An 18,494-nucleotide genomic window follows, 5' to 3' on the forward strand; every position below is an offset into this window, starting at 1 on the left:
AGTCGGTGGCGATCAACACCATGATCCTGTCGCTGCTCTACCGGCTGAAGCCGGAGGAGTGCCGCCTGATCATGGTCGATCCCAAGATGCTGGAGCTGTCGGTCTATGACGGCATCCCGCACCTGCTCTCCCCGGTCGTGACCGACCCCAAGAAGGCGGTGATCGCCCTCAAATGGGCCGTGCGCGAGATGGAGGAGCGCTACAAGAAGATGTCCAAGATCGCGGTGCGGAACATCGACGGCTACAACGCCCGGGTTGCGGAAGCCGCCGCCCGCGGCGAGGTCCTGACCCGGACCGTGCAGACCGGATTTGACCGTCATACCGGCGAGGCGGTCTACGAGGACGAGGCCATGGACCTCGCGCCGCTGCCGTACATCGTGATCGTGGTCGACGAGATGGCCGACCTGATGATGGTGGCCGGCAAGGACATCGAGGGCGCGATCCAGCGTCTGGCCCAGATGGCACGCGCGGCCGGCATCCATCTGATCATGGCGACCCAGCGCCCGTCGGTGGACGTGATCACCGGCACGATCAAGGCGAACTTCCCGACCCGAATCAGCTTCCAGGTGACCAGCAAGATCGATAGCCGCACGATCCTGGGGGAGATGGGCGCGGAGCAGCTGCTGGGTCAGGGCGACATGCTGTTCATGGCCGGCGGCGGGCGCACGACCCGGGTGCACGGGCCGTTCTGCTCGGACAGCGAGGTCGAGACCGTGGTCGCCCACCTCAAGCGCCAGGGCCGCCCCAGCTACCTCGACGCCGTCACGGCCGATGACGAGGAAGGTGCCTTGGAGAAGGGCGCCAAGGGCAAGGCCGGTGCGGCGGAGCTGGAACTCGACGGCGCGGTGTTCGACCAGGGCTCCTTCGGCGAGACCGGCGGCGACCTCTACGACCAAGCCGTGCAGGTGGTGCTGCGCGACCAGAAGGCCTCGACCAGCTACATCCAGCGCCGCCTGCAGATCGGCTACAACCGCGCCGCCTCGCTGATGGAGCGGATGGAGGTCGAGGGCATCGTCGGCCCGGCCAACCATGCCGGCAAGCGCGAGATCCTGGTGGAGGATGCGGTCGGCTGAGGATCGTGGGGCGCCGGCGCATCCACGGGGGGCCTCCCCCGCTGGAGCTACGATGTTCAGACATCTCGGACTGAAGCGCGGGGCTCCCTCTCCCCGCGCGGGGAGAGGCCCGCATGGACCACGTCGTCCGTGCGGGAAGCGAAGCGGCGGCGAGGGGGCGGCTCTGGAAGATACTCCTCCGTTCGAGCCCTCTCACCTCCGGCTGCCGCCTCGCTCCGGCGATGACAAGGTCGCTGGAGCCCCCTCCGTGCTCGCGGGGCGAGGGGGGATCCCAGTCGGCACATCGCGAGGGCGATTGCCCCGTTCGCACACTCACTATCCAAAGCGCAAAAATTTTCGCTCGTTCCCGGAACCTACCCTTCATCCGCACGTTACGCGCGTGCGGGGCCTGAAAATGGGCTCGCTTGAGGGCGCCGGACCCGGTGTCTGGCGTCGCTTGTAGTCACGTTGCTCACAGGAGGATGTGGTTATGAGGACTTACGACGTTTCGCCCCTGTTCCGGTCGTCAATCGGGTTCGACCGCCTGTTCGAGCTGCTCAACCAAGCCGAGCGCGTCGAGCCGTCCACCGCTTGGCCGCCCTACAACATCGAGAAGGTCGCCGAGGATGAGTACCGCATCACCATGGCGGTGGCGGGCTTCACGGCCGACGAGATCGAGCTGACCCAGCAGGACACCACCCTCCTCGTCGCCGGCCAGAAGGCCGCTCAGGAGGGCGAGAAGCAGTGTCTGCACCGCGGCATCGCAGCCCGAACCTTCCGGCAGACGTTCAATCTGGCCGAGCACGTGAAGGTGGTGGACGCGAGCCTGGAGAACGGCCTGCTCACCGTCGCGCTGAAGCGCGAGGTGCCGGAGGCCCTGAAGCCCCGCCGCATCGCCATCGGCGGCGTCACGGCGACGGCGGGCCAGGACAACGCCCCGACGCAGATCAGCCGCGTGCGCGAGGCCCAGGCGGCCTGATCCCGCATCCGCCGGCCCGGGCTCCGCCGGGGCCGGACGGACGCCATTCCAGACGACACTCTCTTGGGGGTCCCCGGACCCGGGGGCCCGCTCCCGCAACTGGCAACATCTGCGATGGAGAGAGCATCATGAGCGTGAGAGATCTAATTCCCTGGAACCGCAGCACCGGCACCCCCGCCCCGGCCAGCCTGCCGAGCGAGCCGACGAGCCCGTTCCTGGCCCTGCACCGCGAGGTGAACCGCCTGTTCGACGACGTGTTCAACGGGTTCGGCGTGCCGAGCCTGGCGCATATGAGCCTCGCGACTCGGAGCGTCGGCTGGCCGAACGTCGAGGTGGTGGAGGCGGAGGGCGGCGCCCTGCGCGTCTCTGCCGAGCTGCCCGGGCTCGACGAGAAGGATGTCGAGCTCCTGGTCGAGGATGGCGTGCTCACCCTGAAGGGCGAGAAGCGCGCCGAGACCACCGACAAGGAGCGCGGCTATTCCGAGCGCAGCTACGGCCGCTTCGAGCGGTCGATCGCGCTGCCCTTCGCGGTGCAGGACGATAAGGCCGAGGCGACCTTCCGCAACGGCGTCCTCACCGTGACGCTGCCACGCTCGGCCGAGGTGCCGGAGCGTCGGCGCCGCATCGCGATCAACGGCGGCGGTGCTTCGGCGGCCAAGCACTGAGCGGCGCCGAGGCGGTTGAGACCGAACGCATGACGGAGCGGCCGGCGCGTCCTCCAAAGGGGGCGTGCCGGCCCATTCCAGCCTTTGCCCGCCTGCGGCGGGTCCCGAGGAGGATTTCATGCAGCAGATCGACATTCATCCCATTCAGGCCGGCCCGGTCGGTGCCGGTATCGAGCGCCTGGGCGTCGAGCGTCTGGGCCCGGTGACGGCCGCCAACCTGCGGCCGCCGGCGGTCGACCCGTTCGAGGCCTTCGTGGCGCCGGGCGACGTCTTCCGGCAGCCCCGCGAGGTGCTGACCTATCCGGGCTTATCGGTCGCCGAGAAGCGGGCGATCCTGGCCTCCTGGGCCTCCGACGCCCGGGCGGTCGAGTCCAACCCGACCCTGCGTTGCCTGCCGGGCTGCCGGGCCGAGCCCGTCCCGATCGACGAGATCCTGGAGGCGCTCCAGGCCCTCGACGAGGGCTCCCCTGCGCCGGCTGCGCCGCGCCGACCGCTCTTCCCGGCGGCCTTCACCCGGCGCTGGGACGGAGGCCGGAGAGCGCCCGGATCTGCCTTGAACTGAACCGGGAGGGCGTTCCATGACGATGGTCCACCTGAACAATCCGCATCACGACCTCTGGCGCCGGCGGCGGCACCGCGCCCGCAACCAGGCGGGCGTGACCAACGAGTCCATGCTGGTCAGCTGGCTGCTGACCGCCGTGATGTGCCTCGCCCTGGCGGCGCCCTGCCCGCCCGCGGCCCTGCCCTGGGTGGCGGCCGGGCTGCTGAGCCTGTCGGGCTTCGCGTGGCTCGGCCTCGCCCTGATCCGGGGCGTCCCGCCGGGCGCATCCCCCGCCCTGACGGCCTGGGACGCCGCGCTGCTGTCTTTCGCGGCGAGCTTCGGCGTCCAGACGGCTGCGCGGCTCGGGCTCCTCGGAGCCTGACACCCGTGAACGATAGCCATGCGCCTTACCCCGGAGGATGCCACCGGCCCCCGGGGTGAGGCGGGATCGGGGCCCGGCAGAGCTCCGGTCCCGGTCGCGATACTGAGATATGTCGGGAGGTCACCATGGAGGAACGGACGATCGAAGCTGGCCACAACAACCCGCCCATGGCGGTGCCGCCCGGCTGGCTCGCCGGCCGCACGGCCCGGATCCGGCGCCGCGAGCGCCCGGTCGACACCGCGGGCCGCGCCCGGACGGGGACGTGGCTCCTCACCGTCGAGCGCGAGACGCCGCCCGAAATCGAGCCCCTGATGGGCTGGACAGCCGGCGACGATCCCCTCGCCACGCAGGTTCAGCTCGGCTTTCCCACCCGGGCCGAGGCGATTGCCTATACCGAGCGCCACGGCCTGACCGACACGGTCGAGCCGGAGACCGCCGTCACGGGCCCGACCCCGGTCGCGCCGACGATCCCGTCCTGGCGGCCCGGCCTGCGGCCGCGGCCTCCGCACCCACCGGCTCGACGCGCCGCGGGGCGCCGCCGGGCCACACCGGAGCTTCCGGATCTGGAGCGGGCGCTGGTCAACCCGGCGGCGGTGTTCGCCGCGCCCGCGCAGGTGCTCGACCATCCTCGGCTGCTGCCCGGCTGCAAGCGGGAGATCCTGCGGCGCTGGGCCTGGGATGAGTACCTGAAGGAGGTGGCGGCCGCCGAAGGCATGGCCGAGGGCGAGCCGTCGCAGCTCGACGCCGTGACGGCCGCACTCCTGGCGCTCGGCGAGACCTGGCGTCCCCACCCGGCCGCGCCGGCCGCCGCAATGCCCGTGTCGGAGGAGCGCGCCTCAAGGGATCTCGCGCGGGCCGCATGAGGCCGGATCGAGCGCGGGTCCTCTCTGCCGCTCGGGCTGGGAGATTCATAGGGGACGGTCTGAAGCCCGCGCGCGCCTCTCCCCGCACGTGGAGTGGGGGGAACACGGCGTTCAGCCGCGGCGCAGCCGGCACCGTGCGAATCCGCTTGCACCGCGCAGGAGCCGCTGTGAGACCAGCGTCGCCTATGCCACCGAGAACCGGAACTCCGTGGCCGCCGAAAAGGTCTCGCCGGGGCGCAGCACCGCGGACGGGAAGCTCGGGTGGTTCGGGGCGTCGGGGAAGCCTTGCGTCTCGAAGCAGACTCCGTCGCCGGAGCGATAGATCCGGCCGGACGGCCCGATCAGCGTGCCGTCGAGATTGTTGCCGCTGTAGAGCTGCAGCGCCGGTTGCGTGGTCCACACGTCGAGCCGGCGCCCGCTGCCGGGATCGATGCAGGTCGCAGCCGGCCGTAGGGTCCCGGCCGGGCCGCGCAGCGCGAAGGTGTGGTCGTAGCCCTTGGCGTAGGCGACCTGCGGATCCCCGGTCCGGATCCGCTCCTCCAAGGTCCGCGGATCGCGAAAGTCGAACGGCGTCCCGGCGACAGGCTGGAGCGCGCCGGTCGGGATCTGGGTCGCATCGGTCGGCGCGAAGGCATCGGCCTCCACCTGCACCCGATGGCCGAGGACGCTGCCCGCCCCCTCCCCGGCGAGGTTGAAGTAGCTGTGGTTGGTGAGGTTCAGGATCGTGGGCCGGTCGGTCTGGGCGGCATAATCGATGCGCAGCACCCCGTCCGCCGGCAGGCTGTAGGTCACGCGGACGTCGAGGGTCCCGGGGAACCCCTCCTCCCCGTCCGGCGAGCGGCGGCTCAGGACGAGGCGCGTCGCGTCGGAGCCTTCCACCCGCCACAGGCGCCTGCCGAAGTTCTGCGGGCCGCCGTGCAGGGTGTTGGGCCCCTCGTTCACCGGCAGCTGATAGCCGTGTCCGTCGAGGCTGAAGCGCCCGTTCGCGATCCGGTTGGCGTAGCGGCCGACGATCGCGCCGAAGCTCGGGCTCACGGTCTCGTAGCCCTTGAGCGTCGCGAGGCCGAGCACGACGTTGGCCGTGCGCCCGTCCCGGTCGGGCACCTCGATCGCCGTGACGACGGCGCCGAATTCGATGACGGCGACCCGCAACGAGTCCCGGCTCAGGCTATGGCGGGCGACCGGGTGGCCATCCGCGGTCCGTCCGAAGGTCTCGGCCGGCATCCGCCTAGCGCTTCCACACGCCGAGCCGCTCGCTCCGGGCGTGATCCTCGGCCGCGACCAGTTCGGGGCTCGCCTCCGGGGAGGCACGGCCGCCGCCGTTGAACAGCACCACCTCGGAGATGTCGCGCCCGTCCACGAGGCAGTTCATGGTGGCGCTGCCGGGGGCGGGCTGGCAGGTCACTTGCCGGCTGCCGATGTAGCGGGCCAGTTCCTCCGCCTGTCCGCCCCGCACCCACTCGACGCCGAACAGGTGCACCACCTTGCCGCCAACCTTGAGGGTCGCGGTGTCGATCACCTGCGCCTGTCCCGCGATGGCGTTCGGCGGCAATGGTGTGTCGGGCTCGGCATCGCCCGCGGTTTCAGGGGGCGGCGTGACCGTATCGGGGGCGGCGGACGGCGCGCTCGGGGTGCCCCCACCCTGGGCCGCACTGTTCGGGGCTGTGCCGTTCGGAGCCGTACTGTTCGGAGCCTCCCCGCGGGACGCCGCCGGAGCGGCGGGGCGCGGCGCGATCGGCCCGCTTCTCTCCAGGACAAGACCGGCGGCGATCACAGCCACCAGCGTGCCGGCGGCCGCACCCAGGAGCAGGCGGCGCTGCCGGTGGGACCCGTCATCCACGCCGCCGAAGCCGAACCGGTCGCGCAGGCGATCCCGGCCGTCGCGGAGCGTCTCGCCGAACCGGCCGGGCCCGCTGTTCCAGGCCGCCGCCGGATCCGTCCCCGGGGCTGCTCCGCCCGCCCCCTCGGCCGGGCTGGCGAGCCGGCCGCGCAGGCGCGTCCGCAGGGTCGCGAACCGGCCGGCGGCGTTTTGGGCCAGGACGCGACCCTGCTCGGAGGAGCGCTCCGCCAGGGAGCGGGCCCGTTCGGACTGCGCGCCGACGAAGCGTGCGGTGGCGGCCTTCATCTCGTAGGCGCCGGTCAGCAGGGCCGAATCCCGGGGCTCCTCGATAGCGGGCGCGGCCGGTTCGACCTCCGGCTCGGGGGGGAGGAACAGGGCGGGATGGCGGCTGCGCAGTTCCACGACGAGATCCGCCAGGGTCATCGGTGCATCGGACCCGTCCCGGTGGCGCACGACACCCTGCCGGTCGAGCACGCGGATGCCGGTCCCGGCCTCATCGGGGATGCAGGCGGCCTCGGCCAGAAGTTCGAGGGTCCGCACCGCCACGGGCCGCGGGCGGGCGCGGGCAATCTCCTCCCGGATCGCCGCGCGCAGGGCGTGGCGGCTGGGATCGTCGAGGGCCGGACGGGCCGGTTCCGCCTCCTGTTGCTCCACCAGAGTCGACGACGTCATTCACCCGATCCCGGCACCACCCAGGCGCGGCCCGGAATCGATCGGCCGGGGCCTGCGCGGGAGCGCCTTACAATACATCTGATCGCCGGGATTCGTCTCCTCGGCGATCCGCCGCACGCGGCGACAGGCTCCTTACGCCTTGCCGGGCGAGGCGGCCAGGGTCCCGGCCTGGATGCTCCGCCGCAGGACACGGCCGGTCTCGCCCAGGATGTAGGGCCGCGCGCCGGCAAAACCCACCTCCAGGATCAGCTCGGCCTCGCCGATGGACACGGCGCCGCGCCCCGGATTGGCGGTGCGGAACTCGACCAGCGTGCGGATCGTGCAGGTCTCGGCGTCGCAAGCGGCGCGCATGGCCCGCGGCTCATAGCGCCGCTCGGGCCAGCGCTGGACGAAGCTGCGCTTCTCGGCGACGAGCCCCGCCGTGGTGACCGGACGGCCGTAGAAGCGCACGCGCGACGCGTAGTACCGGGTCGCCGCGCCCACCATGGTGTCGTCGGACCCCGAGACGGTGGCGAGGTAGCTCGCCGTCAGCGCCCGGGCGGCGGCGACGCGCTCGGCCGACACGCCCGGTGCCGGGCCGAATGCGGCCGGCGTCTCCGCAAGGCGGTGCGGACGATGGGTCTCCTGACGCGCTTCCTGGCGCGCTTCGTGGTGCTCCCGGCGGCGCAGGCTCTCGCGGACCGGCGGACGCTCCAGGGCAGCCGCCCGCTTCGGACCCGGCGCCCGCGTCGCCGCAGCCTTCGGCAGGGCGTCCTCGCCGGGTTCCGGCTTGGCGGCCTGACGGACCGGCGCGGCGTCGCGCGGCGTCTCGGGCTGGGCCTTCGCGGCATTCGTCTCCGGGTTCTGGGGCATGGCGGCCTTCAGCGATTCCTTCGCGGCACCGGCGGCCCGCGGCGGCGGGTCGACCCAGCCCCCCTGGCTCGCCGCGCCCTGCTGCTGGGCCGCAGCCGTGCCCGCGAGGGCGAGCGGCAGGAGCATGCCAAGGACGAGCGATTGGGTGCGTGCCTGGAGTCGGGCGGGGCGGGTGGCGGACATCGGTGCCTTCCTGGCGGCCGGGGCGGACAGTGACGAGAACGCGCCCGCGGGGGTGGGGAGTTCCACGCAGATCTCGGGCGCGATTGACATCCTGCCTGATCGTACGGCGGCGGGCAGCCTTGGATTGCGGGGATGATGGGGTTGCGTTCGTCCGTTTGGGTACCAAGTCGGGGACAGTCTTGGCTTTGGTCGTTCCCAGGCTCCATTCCGCCCGCTCTCCCGCCGCTGCGCATCGAGGTTTTCGTGGCCCGACCTGACGCCAAGGCCTGCCCGACCCCGCGACCCGGGAGCCCCCGATGAGCGCCGCGCCGCGCCGGGCCTTGCTGATCTGCAACGCCAAGGCCCGCAATGGCGGGTCCGACCTGGACGAGATCCGTCGGATCCTGCGCGCGGGTGGGATCGAGCCGGTGGAGCCGCCGCCGGATGCCGATTGCCGCGCCGAGATCCGCAAACACGCCGGGGCGGTCGATCTCGTGATCCTCGGCGGCGGCGACGGCACCATGAACTTCGCCGCCCCGGCCCTGGTGGAGACCGGCCTGCCGCTCGCGATCCTGCCGCTCGGCACGGCCAACGACCTCGCCCGCTCCCTCAACCTGCCGCCCGATCCCCTGGACGCCGCCCGCTTCATTCCGACCGCCGAGGCGCGGCCGGTGGATCTCGGCTGGGTCAACGGGCACTACTATTTCAACGTCGCGAGCATCGGCTTCTCGGCCGAACTCGCGGGTGAGCTGACGGCGGAATCGAAAAAGACCTTCGGCGTGCTGGGTTACGCGGTGGCGGCGATCCGGGTGCTGCGCCGGGTCCGGCCCTTCACGGTGACGATCGAGCATGATGGCACGGTCGAGAAGGTCACCACCATCCAGGTTTCGGTCGGCAACGGCCGGCACTACGGCGGCGGCATGACGGTCGCGGAGAGCGCCGCGGTTGATGACGGCAAGCTCGATTTCTACAGCCTTGAGATCGATCATTGGTGGCGGCTGATCGCGCTGCTGCCTGCGCTCCGGCGAGGCACCCACGGCCGGGCGGCCGACGTGCGGGCCTTCCACGCCCAGGAGATCCGGATCACGACCCGCCGGCCGCGGCCGGTGAACACCGATGGCGAGTTGACCACGCACACCCCCGCGCATTTCAAGGTCTTCCCGAAGATCCTGCAAGTCTTCGCCCCCGAGCCGGTGCGCGGCCCGAGTTCGTTCGACCTCGGCACCCTCGGCAGCCGCCTGTTCCCGACCAGCGAGGCCCCCCGCCCGTGACCGACCTGATCCAGCTCGCCAGCCAGCCCGCCGTCTGGGTCGCGCTCGCCACCCTCGTGGTGATGGAGGTGGTGCTCGGTATCGACAACCTGATCTTCATCTCGATCCTGACCAACAAGCTGCCGGCCGACCAGCAGACCCGGGCCCGGCGGATCGGCATCGGGCTGGCGCTGATCCTGCGCCTGGGACTGCTGGGCACGGTGGCGTTCATCGTGCACCTGACCGAGCCGGTCTTCTCGGTGTTCGGGCAGGACTTCTCCTGGCGCGACCTGATCCTGATCGGCGGCGGCCTGTTCCTGCTCTGGAAGGCCACCAAGGAGATCCACCACTCTGTGGACCCGGAGCCGAAATCGGAAGAACCCGGCGGCAGCCTGGGCTTCGGCGCGGCGATCGGCCAGATCCTGCTGCTCGACCTCGTGTTCTCGATCGACTCAATCATCACGGCGGTCGGCATGACCGAGCACGTGCCGGTGATGATGGTGGCGGTGATCGTCGCCGTGGCGGTGATGCTGCTGGCCGCAGAGCCGCTCTCGGCCTTCATCGCCCGCAACCCCACCGTGGTGATGCTGGCGCTCGGCTTCCTGATCATGATCGGCATGGTGCTGATCGCCGAAGGGTTCGGGGCGCACGTGCCGAAGGGCTACATCTACACCGCCATGGCGTTCTCGGCGGGCGTGGAGGGCCTCAACATGCTGGCCCGGCGGCGACGGCGTGGCACCAGGGCTGCAGTGCCCGGTCGGGTCGAGCGAGCCTGATGCGGATCCTCGCGGCGCTCGGCCTGTTGCTCGTCCCGGTCCTTGCCTACGCGGAGACGAAGCCTGCCATGTCCGATCCCGCCATCCTGCACGACCTCGCCCCCACCGGCACGCTCAGGGCGGCGATCAACCTCGGCAATCCGGTTCTGGCGCAGGCCGGACCGAACGGGCCCGCGGGGGTGTCGGTGGATCTCGCCCGGGCACTCGCCGCGCGGCTCGGCGTCAAGGTGGCATTCGTGACCTTCCCAGGGGCGGGCGCGGTCTCGGGCTCGGCGGGGTCGGGCACCTGGGACATCTGCTTCCTGGCGATCGACCCGAAGCGGGCCGAGGGCATCGCCTTCACGACGCCCTACGTGCTGATCGCCGGCAGCTACCTCGTGCCGGACTCCTCCCCGATCCGGACTCTGGAGGCGGTCGACCGCGACGGCGTGCGGATCTCGGTGGGCCGCGGCAGTGCCTACGACCTGTTCCTGAGCCGGAGCCTCAAGCACGCGACCCTGGTGCGGGCGCCGACCTCGGCCGAGGCAGTCACGGCCTTCGCGCAGGACGGGCTGGAGGTGGCCGCCGGGGTGGAGCAACCGCTCGCTGCCTACGCGGCGGCGCATCCGGAGGTGCGGTTGCTGCCGGGGCACTTCATGGAGATCCCGCAGGCGATGGGCCTGCCGGTCGGACGCCCGGCGGGGGCGGCCTACCTCGCCGATTTCCTGGCGTGGGCGAAGCGGGACGGGCTCGTGCGCCGCGGCCTGGAAGCCAGCGGACAGGATCCGGGGCTGGCTGCGCCCTGAGCCGCCTTACGCCGCGCTGAGATGCGCCAGATCCACGCCGGCCGAGAGATGCGCCTTGGTATCCAGGATCTCGATGGCGACGACGCGGCCCTCCGCATCGAAATCGAAGATGATACCGGGGCGCAGCTCTTCGCTCTCGCTGACCGATGTATCGGCCAAGCGTAGGTAGAGGGCGTCAGCCTCCGGGTCGTATCTGACTTTCATGTCGGCGCCTCCAGCCACGATCGAGGAAGAGCGTGATGATGGCCTTCGGCGACCCCGGCGCCATAACGGGGGCCTTGGACAGCAGCGCCGTCAGCTCATCGAGTCCGCTTATCCCACCCACACCCTCATCCTGAGGTGACCGCGTCAGCGGGCCTCGAAGGAACCCTCCAGGGATCGCGCGGCTGGCTGGAGCCCTCCTTCGAGGCGGCCGCTGCGCTGCGGCACCTCAGGATGAGGGACAGGGTGGGATCGGGCTGGTCGATGGATCACACCACCAGATTCACGATCCGCCCCGGCACCACGATCACCTTGCGGGGTGCCCTCCCCTCCAGGATCGTCTGGACCACCTCCAGCGCCAGGGTCGCGACCTCCACGGCTTTGGCGTCGGCGTCCCGCGGCACGGTGACGTCCGCGCGCTTCTTGCCGTTGATCTGGACCGGCAGGGTGATCTCGTCCTCGACGAGCAACCCGGCTTCCGCCTCCGGCCAGGGCGCCTGCGCGACGAGCCCGGAGCCCCCCAGCACCGTCCAGCACTCCTCGGCCAGATGCGGCATCATCGGCGCGATCAGCTGCACCAGGATGCTGGCCGCCTCCTTGGCGACAGCCGGCGTGACCGGGCCGCGCAAGCCATCCTCCAGGGCGTTGGCCAGGGTGTAGATGTGGGCCACGCAGCGGTTGAAGCGCAGGCGCTCGATATCGTCCTGCACGGAGGCCAGCGCCCGGTGGGCGGCCTTGCGCAGGGGCAGGTCCGCGGCGCCGTCACCGGTCGCCTGCCCGGCGGCGTTCACCAGACGCCAGACCTTCTGGACGAACCGGGCCGCGCCCTGCACGCCCTCCTCGGTCCAGATCACGTCGCGCTCGGGGGGCGAGTCGGACAGCATGAACCAGCGCGCCGTGTCGGCCCCGTAGCTCGCAATGATGTCGTCGGGGTCGACCACGTTCTTCTTCGACTTCGACATCTTCTCGATCGGGCCGATCGCGATCGGCGCCTGAGTTTTCACGTGAAACGCGCGGCGCTCGCCCTCCCCCGTGGAGAAGCGGATTTCGGCCGGCGGCACCCAGGCGCCGGCCGCATCCTTGTAGGTCTCGTGGACCACCATGCCCTGCGTGAACAGGCCGGCGAAGGGCTCGGCGACGCCGGCCCAGCCGGTCTCGCGCATCGCCCGCATGAAGAACCGGGCGTAGAGCAGATGCAGGATCGCGTGCTCGATGCCGCCGATATACTGGTCCACCGCCAGCCAGTGATCGACCACGGCGCGGTCGGTGGGCGCGTCGGTGAGCCAAGGCGCGGTGAAGCGGGCGTAGTACCAGGACGAATCGACGAACGTGTCCATCGTGTCGGTCTCGCGCCGCGCCGCCGCGCCGCAATGCGGGCAGGACACGTTGCGCCAGGCGGCGTCGCGCTCCAGCGGATTGCCGGGCTGGTCGAACGACACCTCCTCGGGCAGCTTCACCGGCAGGTCGGCCACCGGTACGGGGACCGGCCCGCAGGATTCGCAGTGGATGATCGGGATCGGGCAGCCCCAGTAGCGCTGGCGCGAGACACCCCAATCGCGCAGGCGGAACTGGACCTTGCGGGTGGCGACCCCCTCCCCTTCCAGACGCCGGGCCACCGCCTCGAACGCCGCGTCGGTGCTCATCCCGTCGAGGAAGCGCGAGTTGATCATCCGCCCGTCCTCGACATAGGCGGTGTCGGTGATCACGAAGCTCGCCGGGTCCTGGCCCTCGGGGCAGACCACGGGAATGTTGCCGAGCCCGTACTTGTTGGCGAAATCGAGGTCGCGCTGATCGTGCGCCGGGCAGCCGAACACCGCGCCGGTGCCGTATTCCATCAGCACGAAGTTCGCCACGTAGACCGGCAGCTCCCAGGATGGGTCCAGGGGGTGGCGCACGGTGAGGCCGGTGTCGAAGCCGTGCTTCTCGGCGGTGTCGATCGCGGCCTGGGCGGTGCCGGTGCGGCGGCATTCCTCGATGAAGCCCTGCAGCTCCGGCCGTCCCTCGGCCAAAGCGGCCGCCAGCGGATGGTCGGCCGCGATCGCCAGGAACTTCGCGCCGAACAGCGTGTCGGGCCGGGTCGTGTAGACGGTCACCGAATCGAGGGCGCCGGCGACCGGCTGTGCCAGGGCGAACCGGACTTCCAGGCCTTCCGAGCGGCCGATCCAGTTCTTCTGCATCAACCGGACCTTCTCCGGCCAGCGGTCCAGCCCGTCGAGGGCGGTCAGCAGATCCTCGGCGAAATCCGTGATTTTGAAGAACCACTGGGTCAGCTCGCGCTGCTCCACGAGCGCGCCCGAGCGCCAGCCGCGCCCGTCGATCACCTGCTCGTTGGCCAGCACGGTGTGGTCCACCGGGTCCCAGTTCACCTTGGCGGTGCGGCGGGTGACGAGGCCCTTGTCCAGGAAGTCCAGGAACATGCGCTGCTGGTGCTTGTAGTAGTCGGGATCGCAGGTCGCGATCTCCCGGCTCCAGTCGAGCGACAGGCCCATGGCCTTCAGCTGGTCGCGCATGGAAGCGATGTTGGCGTAGGTCCAGTCCCGCGGGTTGACCTTGCGCTCCATGGCGGCGTTCTCGGCCGGCAGGCCGAACGCGTCCCAGCCCATCGGGTGCAGCACGTTGAAGCCGCGGGCGCGCTTGTAGCGAGCCACCACGTCGCCCATCGCGTAGTTGCGGACATGGCCCATATGGATACGCCCCGACGGGTAGGGGAACATCTCCAGCACGTAGTATTTCGGGCGGCTGTCGGCGTTGTCGGTCTCGAACAGCCGCTGCTCCGCCCAGGCGCCCTGCCAGCGCGGCTCGGCATCCTTGGCGTTGTAGCGCTCGACGGGTTGGGGAACGGCGGTGCTGGTCATGGATCCGGCGGGGTCAGGGGCTCGTCGATCATTCCGCGGAATGACGACGGCACGGTCGCGTCGCGATAGCATATCTGCGCGGGAGCCGGTCAACGCAGCGTACGATTCGGGCTTGCACGGAGCGCGCGAGCGCATAGGTCGGAACCGGCGCCCGGCAGTGACAGGACAGGCACGCGATGGACGACGCGATCACTGATTCGAGCGCCCCGGCGACGGATGGGATGGGACACCCGACCGCGAAGCTGCCGGTCGGGCAGGCCGACGTCGCCGCTGGGCTCGCCGAGGTGCGGGCGGCGATCGCCCGGGCGGCCGAGGATTCGGAGCGTGACTCGTCCGAGGTCCAGCTGGTCGCTGTCTCCAAGACCGTGCCGGCCGAAGGCATCCTGCCGGCGCTCGAGGCGGGGCAGCGGGTGTTCGGCGAGAACTACGTGCAGGAATCGACGGCGAAGTGGCCGGACCTGCGCGCCCGCTACCCGGATGTGGAACTGCACCTCGTCGGGCCGCTGCAATCCAACAAGGCCCGGGAGGCGGTGGCGCTGTTCGACGTGATCCACGCCCTGGACCGGCCGTCGCTGGCCGCCGCGCTCGCCAAGGAGATCGCCCGGTCGGGGCGCGCGCCGAAGCTGCTGATCCAGGTCAACACCGGCGCGGAGCCGCAGAAGGGCGGTGTCCTGCCGGACCAGCTCGCCGCCCTGCTGGCGGAATGCCGCGACACGCACGGGCTGGCGATCCAGGGGCTGATGTGCATCCCCCCCGCGGAGGATCCGCCCTCGGCCCATTTCGCCCTGCTGGCGCGGCTCGCCAAGGAGCACGACCTGCCGATCCTCTCCATGGGCATGAGCGCCGACTTCCCGGCGGCGATCCAGCTCGGCGCCACCCATGTCCGGGTCGGGACCGCCATCTTCGGGGCGCGCAAGCCGAAAGGGTAGCGGCGCCTGGCCCATGTCCCGGTTTCGAAAGGGCGAGCCCTTTCGCGGGTCCAGGGCAGAGCCCTGGTGAACATCTCAGGGCCGAGCAACTCAGGGGCAAGCCACTCAGGGCTCTGCCCTGAGAACCCGCCCAAGGGCTCGCCCTTGGGAATCCCGATCTGGGCCGGCCAGCACGCCCCTAAAGCGTCGAGCGGAAATACGCGATCGTCCGCTCCAGCCCCTCGCGCAACTGCACGGTCGGCTCCCAATCCAGCACGGCCTTCGCCTTCCCGATATCGGGCCGGCGCTGCCGCGGGTCGTCCGGCGGCAGGGGACGGTGGGTGATCCGCGAGCGCGAACTCGTCAGCTCGATCACCATGTGGGCGAGGTCGCGGATCGTGAACTCGTTCGGATTGCCGATGTTGATCGGTCCGGTCACCTCCGGCCCGCTGTCCATCAGGCGGACGAAGCCCTCGATCAGGTCGCTCACGTAGCAGAACGAGCGCGTCTGCTCCCCGTCGCCGTAGAGCGTGATCTCGTCGCCCCGAAGCGCCTGCATGATCAGGTTGGAGACGACGCGGCCGTCGTTCGGGTGCATGCGCGGGCCGTAGGTGTTGAAGATGCGCACGACCTTGATCGGCAGATTGTGCTGGCGCCGATAGTCGAAGAACAGGGTCTCGGCGCAGCGCTTACCCTCGTCGTAGCAGGAGCGGAAGCCGATCGGGTTGACGTGGCCGACGTATTCCTCGACCTGCGGATGCACTTCCGGGTCGCCGTAGACCTCCGACGTGGAGGCCTGGAACACCTTGATCCGCAGCCGCTTGGCCAAGCCCAGCATGTTGATCGCGCCGATGACGCTCGTCTTCGTCGTCTGGACCGGGTCGAACTGGTAATGCACCGGCGAAGCCGGGCAGGCGAGATTGTAGATCTCGTCGACTTCGACGTAGAGCGGGAACGTCACGTCGTGACGCATGATCTCGAAGCGCGGATTGCCCAGCAGATGCGCGATGTTCCGCCGTGTGCCGGTGTAGAAGTTGTCGACGCACAGGACTTCATGTCCGTCATTGAGCAGCCGCTCGCAGAGATGCGAACCGAGGAAGCCGGCACCGCCCGTCACGAGGATCTTCTTGGTATCGTCGTAGCGCACGCTCGAACCCTCCTTCCACCCAACACGCCCTGCCCCGCCGGGGTGCGGCCGCGGCCCCGCCGATCCCTCACGCGTCGAGGGCGGGTCCGTCCCCGCGTCGACCGACGCTCGTGTAGGAAAATCCGTGACGGCGGGCCGTTTCCGGTTCGTAGATATTGCGCAGATCGATCAAGACCGGTGCTGCCATGATCGCCCGCAGCCGGGCCAGGTCGAGGGCCCGGAAGGCGTTCCACTCGGTCACGATCACCACCGCGTCCGCCCCCTCCGCGCAGGCATAGGCGTCGTCGGCGAAGTCCACGCCCGGCATCAGCGGGCGGGCCTGCTCCAGGCCCTCGGGATCGTAGGCGCGGACACGGCAGCCCGCATCCTGCAGGCCGGTGGCGATCGCCAGGGACGGGGCCTCGCGCATGTCGTCGGTGTCCGGCTTGAAGGTGAGGCCGAGCATGGCCACGGTCTTGCCTCGCACCGATCCGCCGCAGGCCCGGATCACCTTGCGGGCCATCGCGCGCTTGCGGCTGTCGTTGACGGCCACGACGGTCTCGACGATCCGCAACGGCACCTCGTGGTCCTGCGCGGTCTTCACCAGCGCCAGGGTGTCCTTCGGGAAGCAGGATCCGCCATAGCCCGGACCGGCATGGAGGAATTTCGGCCCGATCCGTCCATCGAGGCCGATCCCGCGCGCCACGGCCTGCACGTCGGCCCCGACGACCTCGCACAATTCGGCGATCTCGTTGATGAACGTGATCTTGGTCGCCAGGAACGCGTTGGCGGCGTATTTCGTGAGTTCGGCCGTGCGCCGGCCCATCACGAGGATCGGCGCCGCGTTGAGGTACAGGGGGCGGTAGATCTCGCGCATGACCGCCTCGGCGCGCGGATCGTCCACGCCGATGACGATCCGATCGGGCCGCTTGAAGTCGGAGATCGCGGCGCCTTCGCGGAGGAATTCCGGATTCGAGACGACCGCGATGTCCGCCTCGGGGGCGATCTCACGCACGATCCGCTCGACCACGTCGCCCTCCCCCACCGGAACGGTCGACTTGGTCACGATGACCGTGAATCCCCTCACCGACCGGGCGATTTCCTGGGCGGCCTCGCGGACATAGGTCATGTCGGCGAAGCCGTCCCCGCGGCGCGACGGCGTGCCGACCGCGATGAAGACGGCCTCCGCCTGGGCGACCGCGGGGCCGAGATCCGTCACGAAGGCCAGCCGGCCCTGGGCGACGTTGTCGGCGACGAGGTCGCCGAGGCCCGGCTCGTAGATCGGCATCCGCCCCGCATTCAGGGCGGCGATCTTCGCGGGATCCTTGTCGATGCAGACGACAGAATGGCCGAAATCCGCCAGGCAGACCCCGGTGACCAGCCCGACATAGCCCGATCCGACCACGGCCAGACGCATATGCTCCTCCTCGGACCTCGGTCCGCAAGATCTGCAGGATCCCGTTCAGATGATCGTATCCAGCTCCTGCACGATCCTCCTGCGGCGGGAGTAGACATTGTCCCAGATATACGGCTCGACGATACACTTGTACCGGGTCTGGAGGATATATTTGACCTTCTTCAGGCCTTTGAGAGGCTGGGTCTTCCGATTGGTGTTCGGAAAGGATTTCGCAAACTCGGTATAGACCTGAAAATAGGCGTCTCCCCAGGGGGTGAAAGGGCCGTGCCAGGGGCGTGGGTTCGAGCAGAAATGCAGCAGATGGGCGGGCACCTCTCGGAAATGGCTGTAGTTCATGAGGAAGGTGGGAAAATTCCATCTCATGGACATCAAATTCTTGTTGCCAGCTAATATAATATTCAGAGCGTCCTGATCGAAGAAGGTGAAAGCGTTCTTGTTCCGGGCGAGCAGACCTTTGATCTCCGACCGCAGGTCGCCGATGATGCTCCGCTTGAGTTTCATCACGCCCGAATTGAAGTACCGCTCGTGATCGGCCTCGTTGATGTCCAGGGATCGGAAATATCGCTTGATCCGCTTCGCCATCCGGGTGTTGTCGTTGACGATCAAGGTCATGGCATCGCGGGCCGCCACGAAATCGTGGTGCGCCAGACCGGGCGCGAACAGGTCCTCGAGGGAGTTGGGCACCTGTGTATCGCCGTCGATATACACCAGATTCCTGTATTGTGCCGGAAGCGCCTTGTCGAGAAACAGCCGCGCGTAGGCCAGGGGGACGCCCTCAAGTTCAGATTGCGGCATCAGGATGAATTTGACTCCGGACGCCTCGGAAAGTGTCGCCGCCAATCGTGTGTTGTCGTTCGGCTCATCGAAACACACGATGGCAACATCGGCGCGCTCATGCGGCGTGTTTTTTCTGACCTGCAGGGCACTCAATGTTGCAGGAAACAGATAATTCGAATCGACAGCATAGCAAACACAATTGTCCTGCATTGCCGCCTCGGCTTCAGATCTTAATCCATGCTTAAAAGTGGCATATCATGAAGCATTAACGAAAGCAAATTGTGCATTTGTAAGTTTTTCAAGCTAAAATACTTGTATTTTTTAAAACAGTATTCGGTTCGCATCAAAATATTTCTGAAATCGAGTCGCCCCACCGTAGAGCAGAAATTCG

At 69.4% G+C, this 18,494-nt stretch carries 18 protein-coding genes; 10 read left to right on the forward strand and 8 right to left on the reverse strand.

Features of this window, described 5'->3' with window-relative positions:
• The 6 genes from MKK84_RS20245 to MKK84_RS20270 form a co-directional block, all read left to right on the forward strand.
• Positions 1-1,073 (forward strand): DNA translocase FtsK (locus MKK84_RS20245; RefSeq protein ID WP_279599624.1); only part of this gene is annotated, 1,073 nt, incomplete at its 5' end.
• Between the two features lie 469 nt (positions 1,074-1,542).
• Complete coding sequence (locus tag MKK84_RS20250) at positions 1,543-2,031, forward strand: Hsp20 family protein (RefSeq protein WP_243922892.1); 489 nt, start codon at positions 1,543-1,545, stop codon at positions 2,029-2,031.
• A 128-nt stretch (positions 2,032-2,159) separates the two neighbouring features.
• Positions 2,160-2,696, forward strand: coding sequence for an Hsp20/alpha crystallin family protein (locus MKK84_RS20255; protein ID WP_243922894.1), 537 nt, complete (start codon positions 2,160-2,162; stop codon positions 2,694-2,696).
• A 118-nt stretch (positions 2,697-2,814) separates the two neighbouring features.
• Positions 2,815-3,258 (forward strand): hypothetical protein, encoded by a 444-nt coding sequence (locus MKK84_RS20260; protein WP_243922896.1) that lies wholly within the window; start codon positions 2,815-2,817, stop codon positions 3,256-3,258.
• Positions 3,259-3,274: 16 nt separating this feature from the next.
• Positions 3,275-3,619, forward strand: a complete 345-nt coding sequence (locus MKK84_RS20265; RefSeq protein ID WP_243922898.1) for a hypothetical protein — start codon at positions 3,275-3,277, stop codon at positions 3,617-3,619.
• A gap of 125 nt (positions 3,620-3,744) precedes the next feature.
• Positions 3,745-4,482: an NADH dehydrogenase ubiquinone Fe-S protein 4 gene (locus MKK84_RS20270; protein ID WP_243922900.1), complete on the forward strand. Its 738-nt coding sequence runs from the start codon at positions 3,745-3,747 to the stop codon at positions 4,480-4,482.
• 183 nt (positions 4,483-4,665) lie between these two features.
• Here MKK84_RS20270 and MKK84_RS20275 read toward each other — a convergent pair whose 3' ends face one another.
• The 3 genes from MKK84_RS20275 to MKK84_RS20285 all read right to left on the reverse strand — a co-directional run bounded on the left by MKK84_RS20275 (position 4,666) and on the right by MKK84_RS20285 (position 8,029).
• Entirely contained in the window at positions 4,666-5,706 is a 1,041-nt protein-coding gene (locus MKK84_RS20275; RefSeq protein ID WP_243922902.1) for an aldose epimerase family protein, read from the reverse strand.
• 4 nt (positions 5,707-5,710) lie between these two features.
• A complete protein-coding gene (locus tag MKK84_RS20280) occupies positions 5,711-6,994 on the reverse strand; it encodes a nuclease (RefSeq protein WP_243922904.1) in 1,284 nt (427 codons plus the stop codon).
• 132 nt (positions 6,995-7,126) lie between these two features.
• Entirely contained in the window at positions 7,127-8,029 is a 903-nt protein-coding gene (locus MKK84_RS20285; protein ID WP_243922906.1) for a hypothetical protein, read from the reverse strand.
• 296 nt (positions 8,030-8,325) lie between these two features.
• Between MKK84_RS20285 and MKK84_RS20290 the strand changes: the two genes are divergently transcribed.
• From MKK84_RS20290 to MKK84_RS20300, 3 genes are read left to right on the forward strand one after another with little or no spacing between them, the layout of a single operon-like run.
• Positions 8,326-9,279, forward strand: a complete 954-nt coding sequence (locus MKK84_RS20290) for a lipid kinase (RefSeq protein ID WP_243922908.1) — start codon at positions 8,326-8,328, stop codon at positions 9,277-9,279.
• Positions 9,276-10,034 carry a TerC family protein gene (locus MKK84_RS20295; RefSeq protein ID WP_243922910.1) on the forward strand — a complete coding sequence of 253 codons (759 nt, stop codon included), beginning with the start codon at positions 9,276-9,278 and terminating at the stop codon, positions 10,032-10,034. The genes MKK84_RS20290 and MKK84_RS20295 overlap by 4 nt, the downstream gene beginning before the upstream one ends.
• Entirely contained in the window at positions 10,034-10,819 is a 786-nt protein-coding gene (locus MKK84_RS20300; RefSeq protein WP_243922912.1) for an ABC transporter substrate-binding protein, read from the forward strand. The genes MKK84_RS20295 and MKK84_RS20300 overlap by 1 nt, the downstream gene beginning before the upstream one ends.
• A 6-nt stretch (positions 10,820-10,825) precedes the next feature.
• Here MKK84_RS20300 and MKK84_RS20305 read toward each other — a convergent pair whose 3' ends face one another.
• Complete coding sequence (locus tag MKK84_RS20305; RefSeq protein ID WP_243922914.1) at positions 10,826-11,023, reverse strand: DUF2283 domain-containing protein; 198 nt, start codon at positions 11,021-11,023, stop codon at positions 10,826-10,828.
• Between the two features lie 266 nt (positions 11,024-11,289).
• Positions 11,290-13,875, reverse strand: a complete 2,586-nt coding sequence (gene leuS, locus MKK84_RS20310) for a leucine--tRNA ligase (RefSeq protein WP_243922916.1) — start codon at positions 13,873-13,875, stop codon at positions 11,290-11,292.
• A gap of 176 nt (positions 13,876-14,051) precedes the next feature.
• On the opposite strand from leuS, the gene MKK84_RS20315 reads away from it, so the two are divergent.
• A complete protein-coding gene (locus MKK84_RS20315; protein ID WP_243922918.1) occupies positions 14,052-14,804 on the forward strand; it encodes a YggS family pyridoxal phosphate-dependent enzyme in 753 nt (250 codons plus the stop codon).
• Between the two features lie 178 nt (positions 14,805-14,982).
• Here the strand turns inward: MKK84_RS20315 and MKK84_RS20320 are convergent, their stop codons facing one another.
• The 3 genes from MKK84_RS20320 to MKK84_RS20330 form a co-directional block, all read right to left on the reverse strand.
• The gene (locus tag MKK84_RS20320; RefSeq protein ID WP_243922919.1) at positions 14,983-15,930 is read right to left on the reverse strand and encodes a UDP-glucuronic acid decarboxylase family protein; all 948 of its coding nucleotides are present in this window, start codon (positions 15,928-15,930) and stop codon (positions 14,983-14,985) included.
• 67 nt (positions 15,931-15,997) lie between these two features.
• The gene (locus MKK84_RS20325) at positions 15,998-17,326 is read right to left on the reverse strand and encodes a UDP-glucose dehydrogenase family protein (RefSeq protein ID WP_243922921.1); all 1,329 of its coding nucleotides are present in this window, start codon (positions 17,324-17,326) and stop codon (positions 15,998-16,000) included.
• Between the two features lie 45 nt (positions 17,327-17,371).
• Positions 17,372-18,313: a glycosyltransferase family 8 protein gene (locus MKK84_RS20330; protein ID WP_243922923.1), complete on the reverse strand. Its 942-nt coding sequence runs from the start codon at positions 18,311-18,313 to the stop codon at positions 17,372-17,374.
• Between the last annotated feature and the right edge of the window lie 181 nt (positions 18,314-18,494).

Source organism: Methylobacterium sp. E-065 (assembly GCF_022829605.1).
Classification (GTDB): Bacteria; Pseudomonadota; Alphaproteobacteria; order Rhizobiales; family Beijerinckiaceae; genus Methylobacterium.